Here is a 24,569-nt window from a genome sequence, read left to right on the forward strand (position 1 = left end):
TAAAAGTACCCGCTTTTTGTTTCCATATTTTTTTAATTTGATAAAGTTATTTTGTATGGTAATATTATTGATATCACTATAATCGGAGTAAAACATGAATAAAATTTTAGTACTCATAATAACTTTAGTATTGTCGGGCTGCTCATTGATATCGTCACCACCGGATACAGATGGAGGAAACGATACTTTTGTTCCGCCGGCAGAAGAACCCGCACAGCAGCCGGAACCTGAAGAACCCGAGAAAGATTCTCAACAGAAAGATACAGGCATTTTTAACAAATACAGACAACAGGCATTAAACATATTAGACTCAATGTCAACAGAAGAAAAAATCGGACAAATGTTCCTTGTTAGATGCCCGGATGAAGAACAACTCGATAATTTTCTTTCAATGAAGCCGGGCGGCTTTATATTGTTTGGAAAAGATTTTTTACAGAAAACAAAAGAACAGGTAACAGAAAATATAAGCTACTATCAGAAAAGCGGCAGCATACCTATGATAATAGGCGTTGATGAAGAGGGAGGAACAGTAGTAAGAGTAAGTTTAAATCCACTTCTTGCCACTGAAAAGTTCAAATCTCCTCAAGAGCTTTATGCAATAGGAGGATTTGAGGAAATAAAAAAAGACGCGAAAGAAAAATCGCAGCTTTTGCTAGACCTTGGAATAAACTTGAATCTGGCTCCTGTTGCTGACGTATCTGAAAACGAATCGGATTTCATAAACTTAAGAACATTAGGAAAAAGTGCTGATGAAACATCTGAGTATGTAATAAACGTGGTCGAAGCCATGAAGGAGACAGGCATATCCTCAACCTTAAAGCACTTCCCAGGATACGGAAACAACACCGATACTCATAACAGTTCGGCGCATGATTCCCGCCCATACGAGCAGTTTATAAAAAGTGATTTTCTTCCCTTCAAAGCCGGAATTGAAGCAGGAGCAGAAAGCATTCTTGTTTCTCACAACATAGTCGAAGCAATAGGTAAAAATCTGCCTGCCTCTCTATCAAAAAATGTCATTGATATCCTGAGAAATGATTTGAATTTTACAGGAATTATAATGACAGATGACCTTTCCATGGGTGCAATAGCACAGCTTAACACTGAGCTGCCCCCTGAAGTTATGGCATTGATGGCCGGAAATGACATGATTATCGTAACTGATTTTGAAAATAGCTTTAATGTGTTATTGAATGCACTAGAAGCAGGCGATGTCTCTAAAGATAGAATCAATGAATCTGTATTGAGAATTCTGCAATGGAAATGTTATATGAATTTAATGTAAAAATCATCTTTGCAAAAAAGTTCTCTGGGAAATGTCAGCATAATGATAGCCATTAGGCTGACCCTTAACTTGCTGCAATATTTATTCGTCATATTTTTCGTTCATATATTCTTTAGTAAGCTTCGCCAGCTTTTGTACAACCTTCAAATTCCCGTTATCCGGCTTGCCTGACATATCTGCTCTTATTAGCTCAAGCATATCGTCAAGACGGTCTTCTCCTACTGAATCTATGAATTTTTTAATTCCGTTTTCTTTTACATTTGAAATAATTTCTTTTATGTAATGATACTTAATAAGTATAGTGACTTCATCTATAAACTTTTCATCATACCCCATCCGTTTAAGTATTTTTTCACTTTTTTCTGCTGATTTTATATGATGTCCATAAAAATGACCTCTTCCCTTAGAATCAATTGTAAAGCACTCAGGCTTGCTTATATCATGAAGCAGAGCTGCCATCCTCAAGTGAAGCTTTGGCTTAATTGAATCAAGAACAGCCATGGTATGATCAAGAACATCTTTATCATGGTAGGGAGTACGCTGATCAAACCCCTTCAGTTCCATCAGCTCAGGAATGACTTCCATAATTTCATTTGTTTCTATAAGTCTATAAATGCCTTTCGAAGGCTTTTCACTCATCAATATATTGTTTAAAAATTTTTTATACATATTTTCTCCTCACATGAAACTTTTTCTATGTAAATTACGTCTATTAATTTAATACTTCATTTATTTATATAATATTAAATATACTACATTAAATTAATTTATTTTTCAACACATACGCTGTCAATTAATTACACTTTATATTTTCCAAAATATAGTATATAATTGAATGAGAAATTTGGGAAGGTGATAAAATGAAAAAATACATCATAGCATTAGCTCTAAGCTCTGTGTTGATAGCACATACATGCAATGTATTCGGAGCTGAATTAAATGCTGCAGGCACTAATGAATTGGAAGATATTTTATTGCAGCAATTAATCCAGTACAATCAAAATTTTGAAATAAAATATAACGGATCATGGGACAGCATAGAGGAAATACTCAAAAATTCAGTTGATAAATATCCTCATATTAACTCTTACGTTAAATCTGTAGGATGGGATGTGACAGGCACAGCCAAGGCAAGTAAAATTGACGTGAATGTGGATTATATTATCACAAGCTCCGAAAGAGCCGAAGCTGACAAGCAAATTAAAAACATTTTATCTGAAATCATAAATCCATCCATGAATGATCATGAAAAGGTTAAGGCCGTTCATGATTACATAGTGCTTCATGGCAAGTATGATGAATCCATGCAGCTGTATTCTGATTATGACCTGCTTACACAGGGGACTTCTGTATGCAACGGCTATGCTCTTTTAACATATAATATGTTAAACGAACTGAATATACCGGTAAAATTGGTTACAGGAACTGCAAATGGAGAACTCCACATTTGGAACATGGTTAAACTTGGAGATTGGTGGTTTCATTTAGACACAACATGGAATGATCCTCTTCCAGATGTAAACAGGGTATCTTACAATTATTATATGCTTACCGACAAAGAAATTCTAAAGGATCACATAATTGACGAAGGCTTAGATTTACCTGAAGCAAGCAAAAGTTACTATGAATATCTTAAAGAATTATCATACAATAAATTATTAATGGAAACAGGACTTGACGTGTATGATGATGTAAATACCGCAAAAACAGAAAAAGATTTGTCTAATATACTTGAATATAAAATTAGCCACAGACCATTAAGAATATCCATAAGAATCAGCAAGTCACTGTCACAAGACACTATTTACAATGCAATGTCAAAACTGCTGAGCAAGCACGACTACATATCGTTGATAAGCTATGGTCAGCTTAACAGCGACAGCACAGGCGAATATTATATTCTAAATTTATACAATACATATAAGGAAACACCTGAAAGCATCGTACATGATTTTAGCAAAAAAATCTATAACACAGCTACTGATTTCAAATTCAACGTGTATGCAATGTATGGAGATAAAAAAACAAACATTACCAAAAATGTGCTTATATATCCGTACGACAGCGATGGTATAAGCATTTACAACGGTACTGTAACATTTAAGAAACCCGGCAGCTACACAATACAATTTGAATATCAGGGAATACAGGAAGCTGTAACAATTACTGCTTTAAATTCTCAGGCGTTTGAATATATAACAGACAAAAAACCAGACAACCCTGTAAATGTAAAAGTATATGATCAATATATAGATTTCAGCTCTATTGATCAATGGCCCTTCATTCAAGATGGAAGAACCCTGGTTCCATTAAGAGCTGTTTTCGAAGTTATGAACTGTGTTGTATCATGGGATAATGAAAAAAGTGCAGCTGTTGTTCAGTATGAGGATAAAACAATAATTATTCCGTCAAACAGCAAATCCGCTTACATCAACGGCGAAGAAAGCACATTGGATGTACCTGCTAGAATAGTCAACGATCGAATTATGGTACCTTTAAGATTTATTAGTGAATCGATTAATAAGACTGTTATATGGGATGATGCAGACAAGACAGTATTAATATATTAAAGGAGAAATTATTATGGCACATTTTAATTATTTTTGGGGACACGGTATAATGTTCAGCCTGTTTCCAATTATATTTTTATTTGTATTCGGGTATATAGTTTATACAATTATTAAAAATATTCAGACAAATATGCACAATAACAAACAGCCCATAATACCTGTAGAAGCGAAAATAATTTCCAAAAGATATGATGTTACAAGCCGCCATCGACACAGGACAGATAATATGAATATGAATCTTCATACAAGCAGAACACTGTACTATGTAACATTTGAACTTACCAACGGCGAACGTATGGAATTTCAAGTTCCGTCCGGAGAGTTTGGAATGCTTGCAGAGGGCGACGTAGGAACGCTTAATTTCCAAGGCACAAGATTTATCAGTTTCACAAGATAATTAAAATAAAAAGAGATGGATTATTTAAAAATAATCCATCTCTTCTGCTATTATTGATTCATTTTTCCTTTTAATACTTCTACTGATTTTTGCAGCTGATTGTCTGTATCATAGTATTCATATCCGTATCCTAACGAATCTTCAGATAATTTTATTTCTATATCAGGCTCTATTCCTATACCGTGAATGTTTATCCCATTTGGAGTAAAGTACTCGGAAACAGTCATTTTAATTCCTTCACCATCACTTCCGAATCTTTGGACTCTCTGTACAATACCCTTGCCAAATGATTTTGTTCCTATAAGAGTTGCTCTTTGGGTATCCTTCATCGCTCCGGCCATAATCTCAGAAGCACTGGCACTTCCCTCGTTTATAAGCATAACAATCGGTATATCCTCAGCATTTGCATCCGATTTAAAATATTCAGTTTCTCCAGATTTAGTCTTAGTGTAGGTCACTATTCCTTCACCCATGAACATATCAGAAATATCAACTGTTGCATCAATTATTCCACCGGGATTATATCTAAGATCAATTACAAGTCCCTTCATACCTTGATTTTTAAGCTCTGCATATGCTGCTTTAAAATCTTCTGCTGTATGCATATCAAATGTTGTTATTCTAATGTAGCCCGTTCCATCCTCAAGCATTGCCTGCTTTATTGTTTTAATTTTAATTTTTTCTCTATTAACAACCACGTCGGAAATATCACTTGTATTATCATCTTTAAGGCGCTGTATTGTCAGAGTTACGCTAGTTCCGGGCTCTCCCTTCATAATACTTACCGCTTCGTCAATTTTGTCAGCAGTAAATTCGGTTCCGTTAATTCCGATAATTTTATCTCCTGTCTTTAGCCCTGCTTTTTCAGCCGGAGTATCTTCAATCGGTGATACTATCATTATTTTATTATCATCACTTGCAGTAATGTATACACCAATACCTTCATATGTACCCTCAGTATCCTGCATAAGTGCTTCAAATTCTTCCTTGGTCATAAACTGCGTATACGGGTCTCCCAAGGCTTTCAGTGTGCCTTCCAATGCTCCTTCAAGCATTTTTCCCTCATCAGCCTCATAAAGGAAATCCCTCTGTGCAATTTTCATTACACTTTCTTGCTTTGCATACTTTTCATATATTTCTTTCATTTCAGTGTATGCTTCATCAGATAAAACTACCCTTTGCCCTACTTCAACTAAAAATACATTTCCCAGTGAAAAAGTCAAAAAAGCAGTTACAAAAAAAACCACGATAATCGTAAGAATATATTTTTTCTTAGATACCATATACTCACTCCTGACAATTAAAGTTAAGCTCAAATTAAACGCTTATAATTATTTATATGCTACGCCGTATTATTTTATCCTATTAAATTAATACAACCTTAAATTGCACATCTGTGTTATTATAGCACAAATTGTTCTAAATAAAAATATTTAGTTTATTATTTTTATATTTAAAGTATGAATTTAAAATAAATATATTTTATTCTGTCTTTATATTTATAGCAATTTATTTATTATAATATTAATTATATAATATTAATTTTTTTGTCCATAAATTAGCATTTAAAATTAAACTGTTGACATCTATGTTTATTATGATACCATTTTTAATATAGATATACAATTAATGGGATTATCTATTAAACAAAAACTATTAAAAAATTAAAGATAGCTTAGTATAGAATATTTGCATATTGGAGAAATATATGAGAATTATTATTTCGCCGGCCAAGAAAATGAAAACTGACACGAATTTTCCGGCTGATGTAAAGTTTCCGCAATTTATTAAGGAAGCAGAGTTACTAGCTGAGCATATTAAATGTCTTAGCTACGAAAAGTTAAAAGAAATATGGAAGTGTAACGATAAAATAGCTGCATTAAATTATCAGCGGTTTCAAAACATGAATTTATACAAAAATCTTACACCTGCTATTCTTTCATATGAAGGAATACAATACAAATATATGTCTCCAGATATATTTAGCAATGAAGAATTCACATACATAGACGAACACCTAAGGATAATGTCAGGCTTTTACGGATTGCTTATGCCTTTTGACGGCATTACACCATACAGATTAGAAATGCAGGCAAGACTGAACACTGAAGAATTAAATTCGCTTTATGATTTTTGGGGACGAAAGCTTGCTGACAGACTATTTTCAGAAAGCAGATGCATTATAAATCTTGCATCCAAGGAATACAGCAGATGCATATCAGATTACCTTGAGCCTGATGTGCAGTTTATCACATGTGTTTTCGGCGAAATTAAAGGTGAAAAAGTTATTGAAAAAGGAACGCAGGTTAAAATGGCCCGAGGGGAAATGGTGCGTTATATGGCAGAAAATAAAGTTACGGATGCACAAGGCATTAAAAATTTTAACAGGCTTAACTATTTATATAAAGAAAAACTATCTGATGACAATACCTATGTTTTTATAAAAGGAGGAAACAACAATGTTGGAAAAAAACACTAAAGCACCAAGCTTTACTTTACCTGACAAGGATGGAAAAGAAGTATCTCTTGAAGATTTTGCCGGCAAAAAAGTAGTATTATACTTTTATCCCAGAGATAACACTCCGGGATGTACAAAACAAGCCTGCGGATTTGCCGGAATGTACGATGAATTTACCGAGCTCGGTGTAACAGTTATAGGAGTAAGCAAAGACAGCATGAAATCACATCAAAAATTCGTGGATAAATATAATCTGCCGTTTATATTACTTTCAGATCCTGAACTCAAAGCCATAACTGCTTATGATGTATGGAAAGAAAAAAAGCTGTACGGAAAAACAAGCATGGGAGTAGTCAGAACAACCTATATAATTGACGAAAATGGAATCATCGAAGATGTAATGCCCAAAGTAAAACCTGACTCAAACGCTAAGGATGTGCTGGAATATCTGAGAAACAGCAAGTAATATTATTAAAATTATTTTTCTTGAAATAAAATAAGCTCCTCTACATTAAACCAGAGGGGCTTATTACTTGTACATGCTTTATTCAAATATGTCCTTGAGCTGATTTGCAACTCTATACAGGTTTCCCATAAGTGCATTCTGCAGATCGCTGTCCATATTTATTTTCCACTGTTCATCAACTTTCGTAAGCTTGATATCAACAGTGTTTACAACCTTCGAGTCTTTGTTATTTTCAATTGCTTGCTCAAAGTGTTCATTAAACATATCTTCGCTTTCTGCTTCACTCTGCTGCTCCCCTAAATTGGAAAAAGCTTGGCTGAACACTTCAGCAAGTGAGTTTTTCATTGCTTCACCCATTACTTTTTCCATATCTATGTTTGTAATGTCCGCTTTCACAACAGCCTCGTTTTCTTTCTCTTCTGAAGATATAATCTTATAATCTAAATTTTCAAATATTTTATTTATGTATTCTGATTCACTGCCGTCGTCCGACTCAACAAGCTCATTATAATTCATGTATTTGCCTAGAGTTTCCTTATCCAATGTCTTAACAGCATCAAGAGCATTCACAGTCGCCTGTTCTGCCGTTTCTCCCTTGCTGCACCCTGTTACCATCAGTAATACCGCTATCAATAAAAAAATTCCTATCTTCTTCACTATATTTCCCCCTCACTTTGTTGGTTCTACAATTATACCATATTTTAGTAATATGTCAAAAGATAAAAAGTCCGGGAAATACCCGGACAAAATAAAGTAATTATATATAATATTAATGCTCCATATCTTCTGCAAGCTTTATCAGCAGAGCTTCTCCATACCTGTAATATTTAAGATACTGCATAGTATTATCATCAAGTCCTGCTCTTTCCTTCACTACCTTTTCTGCTTCCTGCACCGTCATATCATTCACCCACAAAAATTTCAAAATCATCTCTGCCTGTGCCTGCGCTATTTTCCTCAGGTTTTCATCAACTTTTAGAAATGCTTCATCATCGGCATTATCGTGAAAACCGCTCTCAATAAGAAATATATGTTTGCAGTCTGTAGCTCCTGCACCTCGTATAACTCCGTAATAGTTGTATATTTTACCGCTTTCGGTGTATACTCTCGTCTTTGCACCCCTGCTTGAATTTCCCATTACCGAAGAAACATTGTCAGCTAATTGTTGTGCAAATTCAACATCTTGAGGCTTTGAATAATCATAAAACACTTCTACTCCACGTGCCCTGCCGTCACCACTGGCATTGGTATGCTCCGATATAAATAAATCATAACCTGCCGCTTTCTGACCTCTTTCATAGGGATCAGGATTCTGGTCCCATGTACGGGTAAACTCGGTCTGAATTCCTTTATTTTCGAGCATCTCCTTCAGATAAGAAGATATTGTCCATACTCCCTGATATTCGTAATAACCAGTAGGTCCTTTATTGGTATTCCCCGGCGCATGGCCGGGGTCTATGAGTATCTTAATCATCACTGTCACCATCATTCGGTATATTAATCTTGCTGTTGATCAATTTCTCTGTAACAGCCAGACCTTTAATCAAAAAAAATGGAACATTAATACCTATTTCAACTAAATTTTCAAGAATACTTCTTACCTCATTTACGGTCAGGCTGGCTAAAGTAAACCATCCAAACCATGTTAAAAAATCAAGTTCAATATTTAAAAGTTCATTTCCTAAAACTATAAATATATTTGATATCATAAATGCCACCAGGATGAGCACCCAACACCATATTTTTTTTGCTATACCGCTTAGTCCTTTTTCACTGTTTTCAATCTTTAGCTTTCTTGCTTTGCTCCAGCCACTTAACCAATCTATTATATTAAAAACCAAAAACGCAGCAAATAAATACCAAAATTCTCCAAACACTGCTGTCATTATGGTCACCACTACGCCTATCAAAATGTTATATCCTGATATAATTTCCATTGTATATCTGTTTAAATTTTCCATTATTTATTTCACCCCTTAAAAGAGCATTTCATCTCTTATCATATTATATGCCATTATCTTGTACATGCTCTATAGCTGCCGCAATTACCCGAACTCCGGCAACTTATTCATTTAACTTGGCATAATTTAATTTTCTCTATTTTGATATAAGTACTGAGTAATTTGTATGTTTTTCTACTTAATTAAAAAAAGGACCTCTGCTGAGACCCTTTTAATAAATAGTAGATTATTTTTGTTCCCTATATTAACTTATACTGCGGTTTTGCTTCCCCGAACATCCAATATCTCAGATAGTCATCCAAGTATATTGCAGGCAGAGCAAGGAAAAACCATACAACGCTTGTTTGCAGACTTATCTGCCCTAATATATTGAACCTTAAAGTACTATAATCCCAAATATCCAGCTTCAGCCACATATTTAATACCACTCCCGCAATAAACTCTATTACCGTAACAATAAAAGAAGATATAAACATTTGCTTTATAAGCGGAATTTTATACGTATAAAGTTCATTCAAAAGCCCTATACATATAAAGCACAGCCCACCTACCAAAATCATAGCATAATGGCTGTACCCTCTGTAAATTAGCTCTATAAAATAATATATCACACCGCCGTATATAAGCAGTACCGCATACTTAAATATTTTTCTCATGTGCATTACCTCAAGCTTCATTGTAGTCTGTTATTAGACTTTCCAAATCTTCTTGAGTAATACGGTTTTAATTTGAATTAATTAGGAAGCTAAATTTTTCTTTTGTTGCCTATGCCGTTATTAAAGCCCCTCTTATTTCTTGCTTTTCTGTTTCGTTTAATTTAACATAAGATATCAAAATATCTTCAAGCTCTTCACCTCGTGCTAGTTTTATCTTAATTCCTGCTATTAATATTTTCTTTTGAATATCAGTCATTAGATAGCTCCTCCAATCATGTCCGCTAATGTTTCTGTTAACATATCTATGTTTCCATTTGCTACTTGTAATTCATTTTTTAAATTCGTATTTTCTATTTTTAAATTCTCTATTTCTAATAATTCTTCTGTTGCTGTGTTTTGATATTGGATTTGCGCCCACTTGAAAGTTTTATTAACTTTATCATACATTGGGTAATTAATCGCTAGCGGATTGTCTAATACAAATGGTTCGACATAATCCTCTATGATAAAATATTCTAATCCTGTAGGATTGTTTTCGATTATTTCTGGTTCCGCTATTGATAGAATTCTTACTACATTCTTATTACTACATTCAATATTTATTGCTTTTTGCATCCTAATTTTCTCCTATCTTAATCAATATTATTTTTTTTTTCTAATTTATAAACAATTGAACATTTAGAATGTTTCCATTTGAATCACGAATGGTAAATGTATTTCCATAAGGGTTGAATATTAAAAAAATAGTTGATGTACTTGATACCGTAAAAACATATGGTAATATAACTTCAATAACTTTACCATTAGAAGATAGCTCTTTTAAAAAAATACTCCCATTTCCATCAAAAGTTAAATAATTTATATATCTTGTATCCTTTTTCATTAAGCTTAGTAATACAGTTGCAGGAGTTTCTATAAATGATGTAGCTCCTATTTCATCACTATAATGAGGTGTTTCTACTGTTATATCTGATGGTGAATATGTTTTAACTTGTTTTAAAGTTCCTACCTTTCCCCACATATTAACCCCATCTTTTATATTGCTTTCTATAAAATTTGCACTACCTTGAATTGTCTGAGCACCTGATAAATATTGCCCTGCATTTATAACCTGATTTGTTGTTCCAGGTGTATATGTTTGTGCTCCTTTACTTAGTATTGTACCTACTACTTTATTTCCTTTAACATAAGCAATTTTATCTTTCAGTATTTGAGCCGCTGTTGCTGTAGCATCATTTGTAAATGTACCAAGTATACCGCCAACCGTAACTCCTGCTTTTATTACACTTGCTACAAGTCCTGTTATAACAGCTTTAATTTTACCTAAACCGTTATGATACCCCTGCGGAATTGTATATTCTTGAGCCTCTGCTGTAAGGTTTTGATTTACAGCTCCACGATTGGGCATTGTGCCATTGACCAATCCATCATCTGTCCCAATTGTTTTTCCTGACAACACTTCTGAGACTGTTGCTGTTCCATACTCACCCCCTTCACCCAATAATTGAAAATTTAAGCCATTATATACAAGGTTGCATATTTGACCTGCTTTAATATTTCCACTTGATAGAGCATTGCCATTTCCTTTTAAAATTGATTTTGCTCCAATGCTATTAATATTAAGAGTACTTGCTCCTGTATTTGCTTTTGTAAACTTAATTTTAATACTGAAACCTTCTGTTAATGCTGTTATTCCTACAATTGTTGCTGTATAGGTATTTGTTCCGCTTGCCACTGCATAGGCTGTCAAATTATCATTTTGTTCCCTAACCTCATTAACTGCTGCAACTAAATTTGACTTATTCTCTGTTTTAAGACTTTCTAATTTTCCTATTGCTTCGTCTATTATTTCATTGTCACTAACAAAGTCTGTTCTTTTTGGATACTCGTTTCCTTCCCATTTATTGAGCCCCAAGTTTTCTGTTTTTATTTCACTTGGCATTATGCCACCTCCCTGTATGTTTCAAATTCGTCCCATGATAAATCCAACTCATCCCACTCATCAAACGTTTTGTTGTAATTATCAAACTCATTCCATGTTATCCATGTATATTCAAATGAAAACGTCAAATGCGCCGGCTTGATTTCCTCAATAGTAATTGCCAGATCTGATATGTTTGCCGGGATTCCCTTTGCACCTGTAAATTTGATTATAAAGCTGTAGCTTTTAGGGTTTTCAATTACTTCGACCTCGCCGTTGCTGTATGCAGCTGCCGCACTGGCTATCATTTGCTTAGTTACTGTTCCGGTTCCCTGTATTTTTGCTCTTATGCGCTCTCTTCGGAAATCATCAGACTTATTCACATCCACCTGTATGCCATATATTTTTTCATATCTTGACAGTAAAGCGGATGCAGTATTGACAAAGCACTGGTTAATTGTTTCATTTAGGCTGTCTTCAAGATCATTTATATTCTTGCCCAAAATGTTCTGCAGCTCTTCCATAGTCACATTGCCTTTATAATAGTCAGGCAATAATGTCATAAGATTCAATTACATCACCTCCGTCAGTGTAACAGCTCCGGCAACAGGTACTTCTTCATCGTCTAATTCTATATTTGTAACACCGGAATTCACAAGCAGCGAATCATAATCACGAACTCCCTCTGTCGAAAGCAGAATGCTTCCTATTTTAGCATAGCTAATATTGTAGATTTTAAATGCCGTATCCTTTAGATACTCAGCTAATGAACTGTCAAACGCTGACTGCACATCATTCATTGTCTTAGTTCTGTCCAGCACAACATTCGCGGCAACATCAATGGTCAGAACCGAAGGGTTTGAAACTGTAACTGATGCCCCAATCGGTCTGACAGATTCAATGTGTGACTTCACCTTTGACGGCAATGAAGTATCTATGCACATATCGCCGTCTATAACAAGCACCTTAACCGTTCCCGGCCCGTTCCATAGGGGAAATATTTTGGCATCCCCCACGCCCGGTACTTCCAGAGCCCACATTTTATAATTATAAGCATTGCCGGATGTACTCGGCGATTGTATCTGAGCATAGAATCTTTCACGCAGATTCTCATCTGTTTCCTCATCTGATCCTGAAGCAATTATTCCTGTTAATGAAGCTGTAATTCCCGCCACATTATCAATATTTTCAAGCGTGCCGGTATATTGATTACCTACCGTTCCCAACTGTTCACACCTAGCCTTATAAATATTTGTTGAAACTGATTCTGTAATAACATAGGTTGTATCTTCCAATCCCCATCTTGTTCCGACAGTGACTTCTCCTGTCGTTTCCACCTGCCTTACAGCATAGCTTGCAGATTTCCTGCTGATACCATAATCCGCAACCACCCTGTCCAAATATTTCCCTACAGCAGTATCTCCGCTTACCAAATCAATAAAATTATTAAGATAAAAATAAGTTTGTGCAATCTGGTATGCACAAGGAGCAAGGGCATCATATATAACAGACCCCTCACGCTTATCCACGTCACTTGTAACTTTTCCGAGCATATCGCCCAAAATATATTCATATGTCATATTCTCAAACATTAAATATTCACCTCCCTTGTTACAGTTAAATTGCCGTAAAGGAATTCTTTCAAGACGCCAAATTTTTCTTTTGTTGCCTATATTAGTTTATAACGTGGTTTTTCTTCCCCCAAAAACCAGTGTCTGATATAATCATCCAAGACAATTGCCCCAAATGACAGAAAAAACCATAAGATTGTATATTGTAAGCAAACTTGTCCAAATAAGTTAAATGGTAAGTTGCTATAATTCCAAATGTTTAAGCCTAATAATAAGTTTAAAATCACCCCTGAAGCAAATTCCAAAGTTGTTACAATACTTGTTGCAATTAGCTGTTGTTTCCATAGTTTTGTTTTCCATGAAAATTTTTCATTAATTAAACCAATCAGAATAAAACACACACCACCAAGTACAAACATAGTCAAGTGGGAATGCCCTCGCCATAGAATTTCAATTGTGTAATAAGCACCCCCACCAATCAAGAACAGAATTAAACCCTTAAACCATTTCATAATTGATTTCAATTCCTTCCAGTTCTTCCAAAGTAGTGGCATTTCTAATTTGAACTTCCAATGATTGTTGGTGGGCAACCAAAGGTTCAACATATTCTGCAATTGCCAGTGCCAATGTGGACAGTTCTTCAAGCGTCCATTCGGTACATTCTTCACCTGTTGCATTCCACTTTAACGTGGCAAGAAGCCCTGCTTGAACTTTCATTTGATACACTTGAATAGCATTTGCCAATAATGTTTGTTTTTCTTCCGTAACTGAATAAAGCTTTCCATCTGTGAACTGCAATGGATTTTGTTGCAAAAATTCAGCAAGCTGTTGTTTTGACTGTGCTATCTTAACCTCCTTTGAATTTGTTAGTATATTAGGATTGTCTAAAACTTCAACGTCGATTAAATTTCCTTTACTATCTGTTATAAATTCATAATATGGGTATGCTTGTATAATTTTACCTGCCAATTCTGAATTGTCTTCAACAACAAAACAATCTTCATCTGCCCAATTTTCATTTGGTTTATCTGAACGCTGTTCAAAACCCTTAGTCTTTTTATAAATAATCAACTTTAACAACCTCCTACGTTATTTAATAGCCGTGTAATAATAAGTATTACCTGACGAATTTAGCAAAATATCGTAATTAATATTATTAACTACAGTATAGCCTGTACTTGTTATAGTAAGTGCATCCCTATCTTGAAGTGTGGTAGGGTAGCTACTAAGTGCCAACCCCCCTAGTAAATTGCCTGCTCTATTTTCACCCATAACAGAACCAAACCTCGATAAAAACACTGCTTTTGGTTGAAAGCCTAAAGTTATATTTCTTGAAGATGTGCCATCACCTGCGTATACTCCAGTTACAACATCAGGTTTTGCATCAACAAGGTCTTTCAACACTTTACCTTGATAAGCACTTAATGCAGTACCATTTGCATGACTTGATTGGGTTAAACTGTTTATCGTCTTTACATGACCGTAATTAGACGTAGTTCCAACACCATAAGTTGTTCCAGTGCTTGCATGAGATTTTGGTGCTTTAGTATCGTCTGCTATGGTTATATTTGCAGTTCCGTCAAATGCGACTCCGTTTATTTGCCTTGCTATTTGCAACTTTGTTGCTGTTGCCGAATTGCCACTGCATGCCGCAGATGTACCACCGTCAGCTGGCAATGAAGTAGGTTTATTGCTTAAATCTGTATAACTACCTGTAAACGCTACTGTTTTTAAATCTGTGAAATATTTTTTTATTTTGCCAAATAAAACAGATAGCTTTTCCGTTGTATTAATATTTATTCTTGAACCAGATTCGGTAAATGTGACTGTAACATCCTTACCATCACCAGTGGATGATAAATAATTCATCTCCGGAAGCTGTTCTTTAGGCACTTTCCCATCTACTAAATCTGCTTTGTAGGCATCCAAATTATCATTTTCTTCCTCAATTTCTTTCAATCTTTCATCAATCTTATCCCAGTTTGGGTTCATGACTGTTATGTCGGGTGGGCTATCGGTTAGCTCCGGTTTTACAAGATTATAATTTGTTGTTTGTTTCATTTTCTATCACACTCCTTAATCTAATATATCAACGGTAATAACGTAGTTTTATCCTACATTAACCATGTTTTATGTATTATGGTTATCGCTAATCATAGATACTACCGTATCAACTATCCTTGTTTTTGATTTTTCTATTCTTATTATCATTATTGCCTCCCTTATTGCGGAGGGATATAGCTTTTGACCGATTCCCAGTCGTTCATGGAAGCTACGGCATTCCAGTCAGCAAAATTGTTCTTTACATCTGCCCAAAGAGAAAAGTACTTTATAACCAACAGTTTAATATGTCCGGGAACTAAAGGCTTTAAAGCCCTGAAAATATCTTCATAACGGTAATCCTTACTATTGTCCGGACTCAGAACCTGGACCCTTAGCAGTCCGTAGCCTGGGACAGGGTTGCTTGATTCGTCAGATCCAAAGAAAGTAACTATACAGTTACTTCCTGTTATTGCATTAGTTGTATTTTTTATGCTGTTTTCACTAAGCTTGTTTCCTTTCTGGAGCATGGAAATTAAATAGCTTTTCCTTTGCTCAAGTGTGCCCAGTCCTTTAATACTCATAAAATCTTCAAGCCTGACAATTGCATCATTAGATGCAGTTGTAATGAATGCATCAGATTTTATCTTTTTAATTTGAAAATATAAGTCGTCAAGACTTTCATTTTCAATATCAAATATGGTTCTGAACTGCTTTGTTCCAGCCATAAAATCCGGAACATATTTTTCAAGACAGGCTACTCTTTCTGCTTCCATTATTACATTCAAATAAGTTTCATACAGGTCATTTGAACTATTGATTACAGTGACAATTCCGTTTTCACTTATAATCAATGTCAAAAGATAATTGCCTGCTACGCTTGGAGCTGTTTCTTCTCTGCTCCAGGTATTGTCGCCGTTATTAGTGAGGCTGTATGTAACTCCGTCTATGGTATATTTAATATAATCGATCATACTTCTGCCACCACCAGGTTGAGGCTGTTTAAAACAGGGATTTCATCACCTGCCATAGGGATATCAGTTATGCCTTCGTTTATTGTTAAATTACTTAAATCTGCTATACTGGGACAATCTAATAAAAAACTTCCTATCTTCATATAGCTTACACTTGATTTGGCATATGTAATTGAAGCCAGGTAATCTGCTATTGCGCCTGCCGCCCCCTCTGCTTCTGAATATCCTTCTGCTAATACAATTGAGCCTGATACTGATATATTTAACTGAGTTCCCCCGGTAACAACCACCTTGCACCCAACCGGAGCAGCTCCATTTCCTAAACCTGTGCAGCCAGGGTCCATGTATTTCTGGAATTTTTCTGTTAATGAAGTCTCTGCCGGGAGATATTGGCCATTTGTTATCGCAATTTTCAAAGTGTTTCCGCCTGCCCAGAGGGGAAATACCTTCGCAGTGCCGATACCTTCAAAATCTGTAGCCCACTTAAGGTATTGAGCTGTATTTCCATTCTGATAAGGAATAGTCAGATATTGTTTAATTCTGTTTCTTAAGCTGTCATCGCTCTCCTCATTATTTCCTGCTGCAATTATATCTGTCAGAACAGCTGTAACTCCGTTTATGTTATCAATATTTTCCATCACTCCATTGTACGCATTTCCTATTTCTCCCGGCTGCTCACATACAGCACTATATATATCATTACCTAGTACTTCTATGATTTTATACGTAGTTTCTCCTATCCCCCATCTTGTTCCCACGTCTATTGCCCCTGTAGCTTCAACCCGTCTTACAGCATAGGAGGCAGCCTTTCTAGTAATTCCGTAGTCGGCAGCTTTCCTGTCCAGATATTCGTCCATAGAGGTATCTACATAAAACAAATCAATATAATTATTTAAATTGAAATAAGCTTGTGCCAATTGATACGCACAAGGAGCAACAGCATCATAAATAACGGAACCTTCCCTCTTATCTACATCGCTTGTAACCCTGCAGAGCATATCAGCCAGAATATATTCATATGTCATATCCTCAAACATTAAATATTCACCTCCCTTGATACGGTCAAATTGCCGTAAGTGCTATGTACATCAAAGGTGCAATTCAATATATCTTCGTCTTCCGTAAATTGAAAATTATCAACTTCTGTAATTCTTTCATCCCGGAGCAGGCATTCTCGAATTCGCCTCTTCAACTCAGTTTTTACATAATTTTTATCCTTGCCAATGAGACTTTCCAGCTCAATCCCATAATAAAAGCTATATATGGGATACTCATACTTTTCCGTATTAAGCACCTTATATATAGCCTGCTCGAGAGCTTTCAATCCGTCCGTAAATCCTTGAATACTTGCCTGTGACATTTTATATGTCCGGGTTGTTTTGACTTCCTCTGTAACTTTTGCATCTGCATCGATTTTTCCTCTTGGTATCACTCTTCTATCACCTCCAGAATATAGAACTGCTGGCCGCCGTGATTTCTCAGCAATCTTACCTTGCGGCCGGCAGTTAAGGAGCCTTTTAGGTTCCCCACTACTAACTCATTCGGAATAATAAGCTTATCACTTATTTTAATTCCGCCGGATGACACTGTTCCGACCATCAGGCTGCATAGCTTTGCATTGCTAAGATAATTTTGAACAATTGTTTTTATTTCATTAATCATATAAACACCTCTAACGACATTGTATGAACAGGAAGAAATTTATGGGTAACAGATTGAACTATCATGCTTTTGTCAAGCTCTATATCTTCAATTCTGCCATAAAAACTACTTCCTGCTCTGACTCTTGTATCGCCCAAGCATTCTAGGCTTAATGATTCGACTTCCTTGTTGTATAATTGAAGAAACATGTCTGCCTTCGATCTTGCCTGGGATGGGTTTAAATTCTTGTCAAGGACTTCAAAATACTGCAACATTCCGAACTTATCAATTGAATTTTCATCCTTTGCAATATATAAATCTCTCTTTCCTGATGATTCATTATCACTTACAAGCTTTATTTGATTATAAAAGCTATCTTCTATGGACTTTTCGAAGCTGTAGTCATAACATAGACTTTCATCTCCCAATACAAGATTAAGTTTAAGTTCCGTGATTTTACGCAAAGAAATTTTGCCGAATTCATCCCTCAGCGAATACCATTCTCCTTTATTGGCCAATGTATCTTTTATACCGTCATAGATTATATCCAGCCATGTTTTATCATCCTGAGCACTTGTGGCAAGAATATAACTTGTATCAGACAAATTACCTGTTTTCAATTCAAAATACAAACACATCTTCTTAACTAAATCCGCTATAGTGTTATTTTTAATTATTATTGAATCTTTAGCCTTACAATATCGGAGCTGGTCATATGCAGTAACAGATATTTCTCCTTTGCTGTTTCTGCCGTGTTTGAAGACATAACCGTAAAATATGCCTGTATCGTTATATTTAAATGTTACGATACTTCCGTTTTGTATTTTCAGCTCATCATCAATATAGGAGAATTCAAGCTTACTGCAACCGTCATTCAGTTTGTCGGTATATGTTACTTCTCTTACTAGTTCACTGATATCATACTTTTGTCCGTCTATTTCTGTTAATAATTCCATCATGGTATCACCAGCTTTTGCCCCGGATAAATCAAGCTTGGATTTTTTATATTGTTTGCTTCTGCAATCCTATTATATTTTGAGCCGTCACCGTAATATTTTTTTGCGATAGCCCAGAGACTGTCTCCGCTTACGACTACATAAAGACCTGTTCCTTTAGGATTCTTTTCTGCTTCTGATGACTTTCCAAAAATAATTCCTGCTTCGGATTGAATCGGCTTATAATTAAATTCCTTATATTCGGATAGTTTAAAGGAAACATACTTGTCCCCCTCTTCTCCCGCTTTTTCCGTTATTGTCAGCTCTTCAATCAATACAAAGGAATCTATGGCTTCTCCCAATTCATTGCTTGCTTTAAACAACACAGGCTTAAGTTCTTTTCTCCAATCAGAAAAAAGCTTTAAATAATAATCTGATGTTTTAAAATCTCCCGCGTTCTCGACATAATGGCGCAGGTTATACGGAAATTCTGCATCAAAGCTATACTTTGTAAGCTCCATATGCGTTGGCACAACTATTTGCCCCAGCTTCAATATATTATATTTTTCATTGGCCTGCACAATTGACATTTCTATCTGCTCCGGATTAACAGGCAATATATGTGTTTCATTGTTATATTTAAAAGATACTGAGTAGCTCATTAGCTATACACCCCCTCTGCCGCCATTACTATTTCTTCCTGTAATATTCTCTTTATACTTCCTGCTACTTTATTCGCGTCTGCTTCTTCATGTACATCTCCAAATGACACCTGTATGCTTGGAGCCAGTGTTGCAGTACTGAATTGATTAATATAGTCTCTCTCGGCTATATCTCTCATATACTGCAAATCTTCATCCTCGATACTATCTACATTCATTCCGTTGTTTGAAATTGAGTCCGCATTTACAACGTCTGAAGAAGCGCTGTAATCGTATCCCGGTTGTGTTCCTGCGGCCTTCTCTTCTGATTTTTGTTTTGCAATGTCAATTTCTATTTGTCTGGTGCTGGCTCTTATTTTAGCATCATACTCTGCGTTTTTTAATTCATCTAACAGTGCAGCTTTGTTAGCTTCATGCCCTTCCATTGCAGTTGTTCCAAATGTAAAATATTCTAAAGTATCGAATGACTTTCCAAATATTTTATTTATAGTATTAATAAAGCCATTAATTACATCAATCCAGCCATTAGCCATTGTTTCTACATTAGTCAATACTTTGACTCCTATATCACCAAAAAAATTACTTATTGCCACACCGGCTGAAAAAATACCCAATCCTATCTGATCCAGCACAGTAAAAATTACGTTTTTAACCATCATCCAAGCTATTTCCAAACCTCCTACAGCTTGAACCCATTTGTATATTGCTGCAACAACAATACCTATACCCAGTGCTACCCACATAATAGGATTAGAAGACAAAGTAACGGTCAATCCTTTGTTAGCAATATCTGCAATAGTAGTAGCAAGAGCAAATGCAAGCATACCCGCTGCAACACCATAAAAAACAGGCACTATATTATCAAAGTTATCTCCTATAAACTGCGCAATCTGTGCAACCGCCTGAATTATGAACCCAAAATTTTCTAATAAATGATTTTTTATCTTATCTGCCAAGTCAGCAAAAGTCATGGGCATGGTTTCAAATTTATCATTTATACCATCTGATGACATAAACATTGCATTCTTGATAATGTCCGATGTTATCTCACCTTCGGCTGCCATTTTTTGAAGCTCACTTTTTGATTTACCGGTAAATTCTGCAATTGCGTCCGCCATCATTGGAGCATTTTGGGTAATATAAAGGAAGTCATCTCCGCTAAGGCTGCCTTCTGACATAACCTGAGCGAGCTTTTGCATTGCATCAGATTGCTCAGACGCACCGGCAGCTCCCATCTTGAACGATTTTTGCGCCAATTCGGCAAATGCTATTAATTCATCATTTGATTCAAATGAATTTCCCGCCATATTACTCATGTCGTATATAGAATTGGCCATGTCAGCATAAGATCCCCTTGATCGTCCTGCTGCTGCAAATACCTTGTTCTGCAAATCTTCCTGAGTTTGAAGTCCATCATTTATTAATGAAAGCTTAGTTGAGGTATTGGTATATTCATCTGCAATATCCATACCTTTTTTTATATTTTCGATACTAATCAATGATTTAAAGAGCTTACTTATTCCCAGGCCTGCTTTTCCTGCACTTGTTCCTGTTTTTTCAAGCTTTTTCCCTAAGTTATCTGTTTGTCCGCTTACTTTTACTATCATTGACGATGCTTGATATGTCTTTTTAATCACATTATCAATATTTGAAGAGTAGCCTTCAAATGACATAAGCATCGCTTCTAATGTTGCCATCTCTTTCTGCCTCCTTTCTGTTTCAGTTTGGCTGTTTCCTTTTTCTCCGCTTCGGTTCGTACTTGTATGCTCGCATAGATGAAGGCCTTTTCTCTTTGAGACATTTCATTAAGAACCGATGGAAGAATATGAAGCTTATGCAGGGCAAAATGCGCGAGATTTAATTCCGCATCACCCTGCTTTATTAGTTTTTTGCTTCTTCTGTATCCTCGTTTATGTCCGTATCTAGACTGCTTAGTCTTTGTACTGCCTGCGACAGCTCCGCATATTCCCCGACAAGCAGCATCTTTTGAAGCAATGCTGATTCGCCTAATACACCATATGCCCCCTGCAACTCCGAGCTCTTAAGATCCGGAAAAACAACGGCACTTGCAGTTAATGCTGAAACATATTCCGTCCTGTCAAATGTTTCCATACCCTTTTTATCTCTTTTTGTAACTTTTTTAATAAGCTGCTTATTTTCTTCCTGAGATATGGGTCGGATAATGAATGGAACCGGCTTTCCGTCTTCAATAAATCTGTTTGAAATAACAACCTCTTGATTTTCTACCTTCACAGGATTTAAAAATGCATTTAATGAACTCATATAACTCTTCCTTTCTTAATTAAATTAATTTTTTATAAATACATATATTGTTTTTAAGAAAGCTCGTCTGATGAAATTCAGAAGTACAGTAAAATTATCTGATGTGCTTCTCCTATTAAAATCATAAAAACGAGCTCTCTCTAAAAACTTATAATCTACGCTGCCTAATTCAGATGTTATCTGTAATTTTCAGGCAAATTGAAGTAACTTAATACTTCTATATCATCAAAAGTAAAATCAGCGTCAACAGTAACAGGATCATCTGACTGATCATCAATCGTTGCAACCGGTATTGAACCCAGCAATACATTTAAAAGCATAACCTCCTGGGCCCCAACTGTAGACTGCTCGTCTTCATTTTTTACCTGTATTTTTATTCCGCCGTATGATCCTTTCTTTATATAATTCAGAGCCTGCTTCAGCATGCTGCTGTTCATAAAGTACATTGTCATACTCCCTGTACCTTCTGCTCCAGTAACCTTGTGCTGTGTCATTCTATGTCCCAGCATTCTTCTTGCTTGAATATTAAGCTCTAACTGAGCTGACAAACTGGATATTTCAAAAAGTTCTCTGTTAATTCCATCAATAGTTATATAAGCCTTTCCTTCTTTCGAAGATATTGTATCAGCCAATCTAGTATAATTATTATCCATAAAAATTTACCTCCTTGTTTTATGCCAAATTGACAGTAATATAAATCTTTTCCACACTGTCAACCGGCTGAATATAGCAATCAATAACAACCGCATCCGAATCATTTCCTGAGGATACTGTTATGTCCTCTGCAGTAAAATTCTGAATTGCATTTAGTCTTTGAAGTTCATTGAAATATTCAATCAACGTCGCGCGAAGCAAGGATCTGCCATCAGCGTTGTTGTTGATTTTTCCTGCATAGTTTGATTCAAAGATCTCAACAACATCATTATTTATACCGTCCAGTGTTCTTACGACGCGGTTTTTCTTAAACATTTTTCCTTTTTCCACAGTTTCGGTAATAAGTGAATTGATATCATATACTGCTGTAACGTTCTGAGCAGAATCAACCTTAAAAATAAATTTGCCTGCGGTAACAGCCGCTTCCATTTCTGATTTTGTCATGCGAGGTACTATATCAACAGCTCCCGCATATTTTCTGCCTGTATTTGATTTATTTATTCCTGCTCCCGCTGTTATGCCCGAAACCCACGCTACAGCCTGTGATGCTGTTAAAGATGTTCCGTCGGACAATTTAACTCCCTGCGTAACGTTTATTGATGCTTCCGAATCAGCTTCGTAATTTGCAAATACTGTCTGTATTTTCTTTCCTTCATCATCTCGCATTGATTTTATCCATGTAGCTATTGTAAGCTTGTTTGCATCATATTCCGTTCCATCATACGGATATGCCATAACATTAAATTGAACGGTCTTAAGAGCTGTTAATGCATTTGTAATATCTTCCGCACTATGCTCTGACCCCAAATTATATATTATTACGGTTTTTGCCCCTTTCAATGCCTCTTTTGCCAAAATTCTATCGGATTCTTCCACTCCATCCGGATAGTTATTTTCCGTTGCCGTAACGTTATACATTTCTCCGACTGTGCCTGCACTCATTTCCTGCAATAAAATTACAGTTCCTCTGTCACCCGGTGTAATAGATAACGGTGCACTGGTAAGAAAATTCATGTAAGCTCCCGGTAGTATTTTATTTTGATTTTCCCATGTTCCTGCCATTTTTTTACCTTCTTTCTTTAATTATTTGTATTTGTTTGCTGTCTCTGCATTTTATCTGATATCTCTTCTCTTATTTCATAAAAAGTGACATTAAAAGTAAAATGCAGCACATTATCTGTTATTGCTGCCTTCTTATTTAAGACCCTGTATATTCCTGCCGAATCAAAATTTCTAAGCAAGGATATTTGAACATTCTGGCAATCTGCTTTTATTTTCCCTGCTTCCTCATTGCTGAAATATGCAATATCAAAAGACACTGAGCTCTTGAACTTATTATTAAACCTCTTACCGTAATCTTGACCGGTAATGGCTATAAAAAATGATTTTTCATTAGTGCCCTGCGGCATTTCTTCGTCATAAACTGCATATTCCGGATACAATTCAATAAGTTTATCAACAATAGATTGTTTTAAATTTTCTATCATGCTTTTACTTAATGCTTTTCACCTCTTTTCAACAACTTCACTTCAAATTTATTAATGTATGAACTGTCCTCCTGCTCCTGTTCATAAACATAGATTATACTGAATAATATTAACTATTTTTTAATCATAAACTTTACCTCTCTTTCTTTTTTGCTTTTTTAAATTTTCTTTATACCGCGTATTTCTTAGCTAAACTAAGGCCTCACTTATTTTAAAAATTCCTATTACTTCAGCATGCTGCGGTTACTTCCAAAGCGAAGCTACAAAGTGCAATAAAAAAACACCGCTGGAGGAAGCAGTGTCATTAGCTGATGTCAAGCAGCAGTTCAGATATCTATTATTTTTATTATTATACCTGAATGCGTCAGCTGTGCCAGATTTATACCTAATTTTCATCAGCCATTGCTTTGGATGATATCATAATATCAGATCTTTACCCCTTACTACTATCAACCTAATAAAATATTTATCTGTATACCTCAAAAGACACCGCATTAAAAGCAGCAGTGTCTTTAATTAACAGAAACCGTAATTTTGGTACATGTTATGTACTTATGGTTGTAATAGAATATGGCAACTGCGTAAAATTATATACCGCATTGTTATCA

Annotated in this window: 30 protein-coding genes; 5 read left to right on the forward strand and 25 right to left on the reverse strand. The window is 35.5% G+C overall.

What is annotated here, in order from left to right; genetic code table 11:
- Window positions 1-94: 94 nt before the first annotated feature.
- Entirely contained in the window at window positions 95-1,285 is a 1,191-nt protein-coding gene (locus ACS3UD_RS10570) for a glycoside hydrolase family 3 N-terminal domain-containing protein (RefSeq protein WP_308139640.1), read from the forward strand.
- A gap of 81 nt (window positions 1,286-1,366) precedes the next feature.
- On the opposite strand, the gene ACS3UD_RS10575 is transcribed toward ACS3UD_RS10570, so the two are convergent.
- Entirely contained in the window at window positions 1,367-1,954 is a 588-nt protein-coding gene (locus ACS3UD_RS10575; RefSeq protein WP_308139639.1) for an HD domain-containing protein, read from the reverse strand.
- Window positions 1,955-2,145: 191 nt separating this feature from the next.
- Between ACS3UD_RS10575 and ACS3UD_RS10580 the strand changes: the two genes are divergently transcribed.
- A complete protein-coding gene (locus ACS3UD_RS10580; RefSeq protein WP_308139638.1) occupies window positions 2,146-3,855 on the forward strand; it encodes a stalk domain-containing protein in 1,710 nt (569 codons plus the stop codon).
- Window positions 3,856-3,868: 13 nt separating this feature from the next.
- Entirely contained in the window at window positions 3,869-4,252 is a 384-nt protein-coding gene (locus tag ACS3UD_RS10585) for a DUF2500 domain-containing protein (protein WP_308139637.1), read from the forward strand.
- A 50-nt stretch (window positions 4,253-4,302) separates the two neighbouring features.
- On the opposite strand, the gene ACS3UD_RS10590 is transcribed toward ACS3UD_RS10585, so the two are convergent.
- Window positions 4,303-5,535, reverse strand: coding sequence for a S41 family peptidase (locus ACS3UD_RS10590; RefSeq protein ID WP_308139636.1), 1,233 nt, complete (start codon window positions 5,533-5,535; stop codon window positions 4,303-4,305).
- 425 nt (window positions 5,536-5,960) lie between these two features.
- On the opposite strand from ACS3UD_RS10590, the gene yaaA reads away from it, so the two are divergent.
- Together yaaA and bcp are read left to right on the forward strand one after the other, a co-directional pair.
- Window positions 5,961-6,731, forward strand: coding sequence for a peroxide stress protein YaaA (gene yaaA, locus ACS3UD_RS10595; protein WP_308139635.1), 771 nt, complete (start codon window positions 5,961-5,963; stop codon window positions 6,729-6,731).
- Complete coding sequence (gene bcp, locus ACS3UD_RS10600; protein WP_308139634.1) at window positions 6,712-7,176, forward strand: thioredoxin-dependent thiol peroxidase; 465 nt, start codon at window positions 6,712-6,714, stop codon at window positions 7,174-7,176. The genes yaaA and bcp overlap by 20 nt, the downstream gene beginning before the upstream one ends.
- Before the next feature lie 78 nt (window positions 7,177-7,254).
- Here bcp and ACS3UD_RS10605 read toward each other — a convergent pair whose 3' ends face one another.
- The 23 genes from ACS3UD_RS10605 to ACS3UD_RS10715 form a co-directional block, all read right to left on the reverse strand.
- A complete protein-coding gene (locus ACS3UD_RS10605; protein ID WP_308139633.1) occupies window positions 7,255-7,833 on the reverse strand; it encodes a hypothetical protein in 579 nt (192 codons plus the stop codon).
- Between the two features lie 112 nt (window positions 7,834-7,945).
- Window positions 7,946-8,650: an N-acetylmuramoyl-L-alanine amidase family protein gene (locus tag ACS3UD_RS10610; RefSeq protein WP_440977622.1), complete on the reverse strand. Its 705-nt coding sequence runs from the start codon at window positions 8,648-8,650 to the stop codon at window positions 7,946-7,948.
- Entirely contained in the window at window positions 8,643-9,137 is a 495-nt protein-coding gene (locus tag ACS3UD_RS10615; protein ID WP_308139631.1) for a phage holin family protein, read from the reverse strand. Before ACS3UD_RS10615 ends, ACS3UD_RS10610 begins: the two co-directional genes overlap by 8 nt.
- Before the next feature lie 239 nt (window positions 9,138-9,376).
- Complete coding sequence (locus ACS3UD_RS10620; RefSeq protein ID WP_308139630.1) at window positions 9,377-9,793, reverse strand: putative ABC transporter permease; 417 nt, start codon at window positions 9,791-9,793, stop codon at window positions 9,377-9,379.
- 109 nt (window positions 9,794-9,902) lie between these two features.
- Entirely contained in the window at window positions 9,903-10,049 is a 147-nt protein-coding gene (locus tag ACS3UD_RS10625) for a hypothetical protein (RefSeq protein ID WP_308139629.1), read from the reverse strand.
- A complete protein-coding gene (locus ACS3UD_RS10630) occupies window positions 10,049-10,408 on the reverse strand; it encodes a hypothetical protein (protein ID WP_308139628.1) in 360 nt (119 codons plus the stop codon). Before ACS3UD_RS10630 ends, ACS3UD_RS10625 begins: the two co-directional genes overlap by 1 nt.
- A 40-nt stretch (window positions 10,409-10,448) precedes the next feature.
- On the reverse strand, window positions 10,449-11,735 hold the full coding sequence (locus ACS3UD_RS10635; RefSeq protein WP_308139627.1) for a phage tail protein: 1,287 nt from the start codon (window positions 11,733-11,735) through the stop codon (window positions 10,449-10,451).
- A complete protein-coding gene (locus ACS3UD_RS10640) occupies window positions 11,735-12,277 on the reverse strand; it encodes a putative phage tail protein (protein ID WP_308140093.1) in 543 nt (180 codons plus the stop codon). Before ACS3UD_RS10640 ends, ACS3UD_RS10635 begins: the two co-directional genes overlap by 1 nt.
- A 9-nt stretch (window positions 12,278-12,286) precedes the next feature.
- Window positions 12,287-13,306, reverse strand: coding sequence for a baseplate J/gp47 family protein (locus tag ACS3UD_RS10645; RefSeq protein ID WP_308139626.1), 1,020 nt, complete (start codon window positions 13,304-13,306; stop codon window positions 12,287-12,289).
- Between the two features lie 77 nt (window positions 13,307-13,383).
- Window positions 13,384-13,797, reverse strand: coding sequence for a putative ABC transporter permease (locus tag ACS3UD_RS10650; RefSeq protein WP_308139625.1), 414 nt, complete (start codon window positions 13,795-13,797; stop codon window positions 13,384-13,386).
- The gene (locus ACS3UD_RS10655) at window positions 13,784-14,356 is read right to left on the reverse strand and encodes a DUF4376 domain-containing protein (RefSeq protein ID WP_308139624.1); all 573 of its coding nucleotides are present in this window, start codon (window positions 14,354-14,356) and stop codon (window positions 13,784-13,786) included. The genes ACS3UD_RS10650 and ACS3UD_RS10655 overlap by 14 nt, the downstream gene beginning before the upstream one ends.
- An 18-nt stretch (window positions 14,357-14,374) precedes the next feature.
- Window positions 14,375-15,346, reverse strand: a complete 972-nt coding sequence (locus tag ACS3UD_RS10660; protein WP_308139623.1) for a hypothetical protein — start codon at window positions 15,344-15,346, stop codon at window positions 14,375-14,377.
- A gap of 161 nt (window positions 15,347-15,507) precedes the next feature.
- A complete protein-coding gene (locus ACS3UD_RS10665; RefSeq protein ID WP_308139622.1) occupies window positions 15,508-16,299 on the reverse strand; it encodes a putative phage tail protein in 792 nt (263 codons plus the stop codon).
- A complete protein-coding gene (locus ACS3UD_RS10670) occupies window positions 16,296-17,336 on the reverse strand; it encodes a baseplate J/gp47 family protein (protein ID WP_308139621.1) in 1,041 nt (346 codons plus the stop codon). Before ACS3UD_RS10670 ends, ACS3UD_RS10665 begins: the two co-directional genes overlap by 4 nt.
- Window positions 17,336-17,731: a DUF2634 domain-containing protein gene (locus ACS3UD_RS10675; RefSeq protein ID WP_308139620.1), complete on the reverse strand. Its 396-nt coding sequence runs from the start codon at window positions 17,729-17,731 to the stop codon at window positions 17,336-17,338. Before ACS3UD_RS10675 ends, ACS3UD_RS10670 begins: the two co-directional genes overlap by 1 nt.
- Entirely contained in the window at window positions 17,728-17,961 is a 234-nt protein-coding gene (locus tag ACS3UD_RS10680) for a DNA helicase (RefSeq protein WP_308139619.1), read from the reverse strand. Before ACS3UD_RS10680 ends, ACS3UD_RS10675 begins: the two co-directional genes overlap by 4 nt.
- On the reverse strand, window positions 17,958-18,899 hold the full coding sequence (locus ACS3UD_RS10685; RefSeq protein ID WP_308139618.1) for an XkdQ/YqbQ family protein: 942 nt from the start codon (window positions 18,897-18,899) through the stop codon (window positions 17,958-17,960). Before ACS3UD_RS10685 ends, ACS3UD_RS10680 begins: the two co-directional genes overlap by 4 nt.
- Window positions 18,896-19,537, reverse strand: a complete 642-nt coding sequence (locus ACS3UD_RS10690) for a LysM peptidoglycan-binding domain-containing protein (RefSeq protein WP_308139617.1) — start codon at window positions 19,535-19,537, stop codon at window positions 18,896-18,898. The genes ACS3UD_RS10685 and ACS3UD_RS10690 overlap by 4 nt, the downstream gene beginning before the upstream one ends.
- A complete protein-coding gene (locus ACS3UD_RS10695; protein WP_308139616.1) occupies window positions 19,537-21,234 on the reverse strand; it encodes a tape measure protein in 1,698 nt (565 codons plus the stop codon). Before ACS3UD_RS10695 ends, ACS3UD_RS10690 begins: the two co-directional genes overlap by 1 nt.
- A 184-nt stretch (window positions 21,235-21,418) precedes the next feature.
- The gene (locus ACS3UD_RS10700; RefSeq protein ID WP_213925640.1) at window positions 21,419-21,820 is read right to left on the reverse strand and encodes a phage tail assembly chaperone; all 402 of its coding nucleotides are present in this window, start codon (window positions 21,818-21,820) and stop codon (window positions 21,419-21,421) included.
- 176 nt (window positions 21,821-21,996) lie between these two features.
- Window positions 21,997-22,473 carry a phage tail tube protein gene (locus ACS3UD_RS10705; RefSeq protein ID WP_308139615.1) on the reverse strand — a complete coding sequence of 159 codons (477 nt, stop codon included), beginning with the start codon at window positions 22,471-22,473 and terminating at the stop codon, window positions 21,997-21,999.
- 19 nt (window positions 22,474-22,492) lie between these two features.
- Entirely contained in the window at window positions 22,493-23,536 is a 1,044-nt protein-coding gene (locus tag ACS3UD_RS10710; RefSeq protein ID WP_308139614.1) for a phage tail sheath C-terminal domain-containing protein, read from the reverse strand.
- A 17-nt stretch (window positions 23,537-23,553) separates the two neighbouring features.
- The gene (locus tag ACS3UD_RS10715; RefSeq protein WP_308139613.1) at window positions 23,554-23,961 is read right to left on the reverse strand and encodes a phage tail terminator family protein; all 408 of its coding nucleotides are present in this window, start codon (window positions 23,959-23,961) and stop codon (window positions 23,554-23,556) included.
- Between the last annotated feature and the right edge of the window lie 608 nt (window positions 23,962-24,569).

This window comes from Sedimentibacter sp. LTW-03 (assembly GCF_052059825.1).
GTDB lineage: Bacteria > Bacillota > Clostridia > Tissierellales > Sedimentibacteraceae > Sedimentibacter.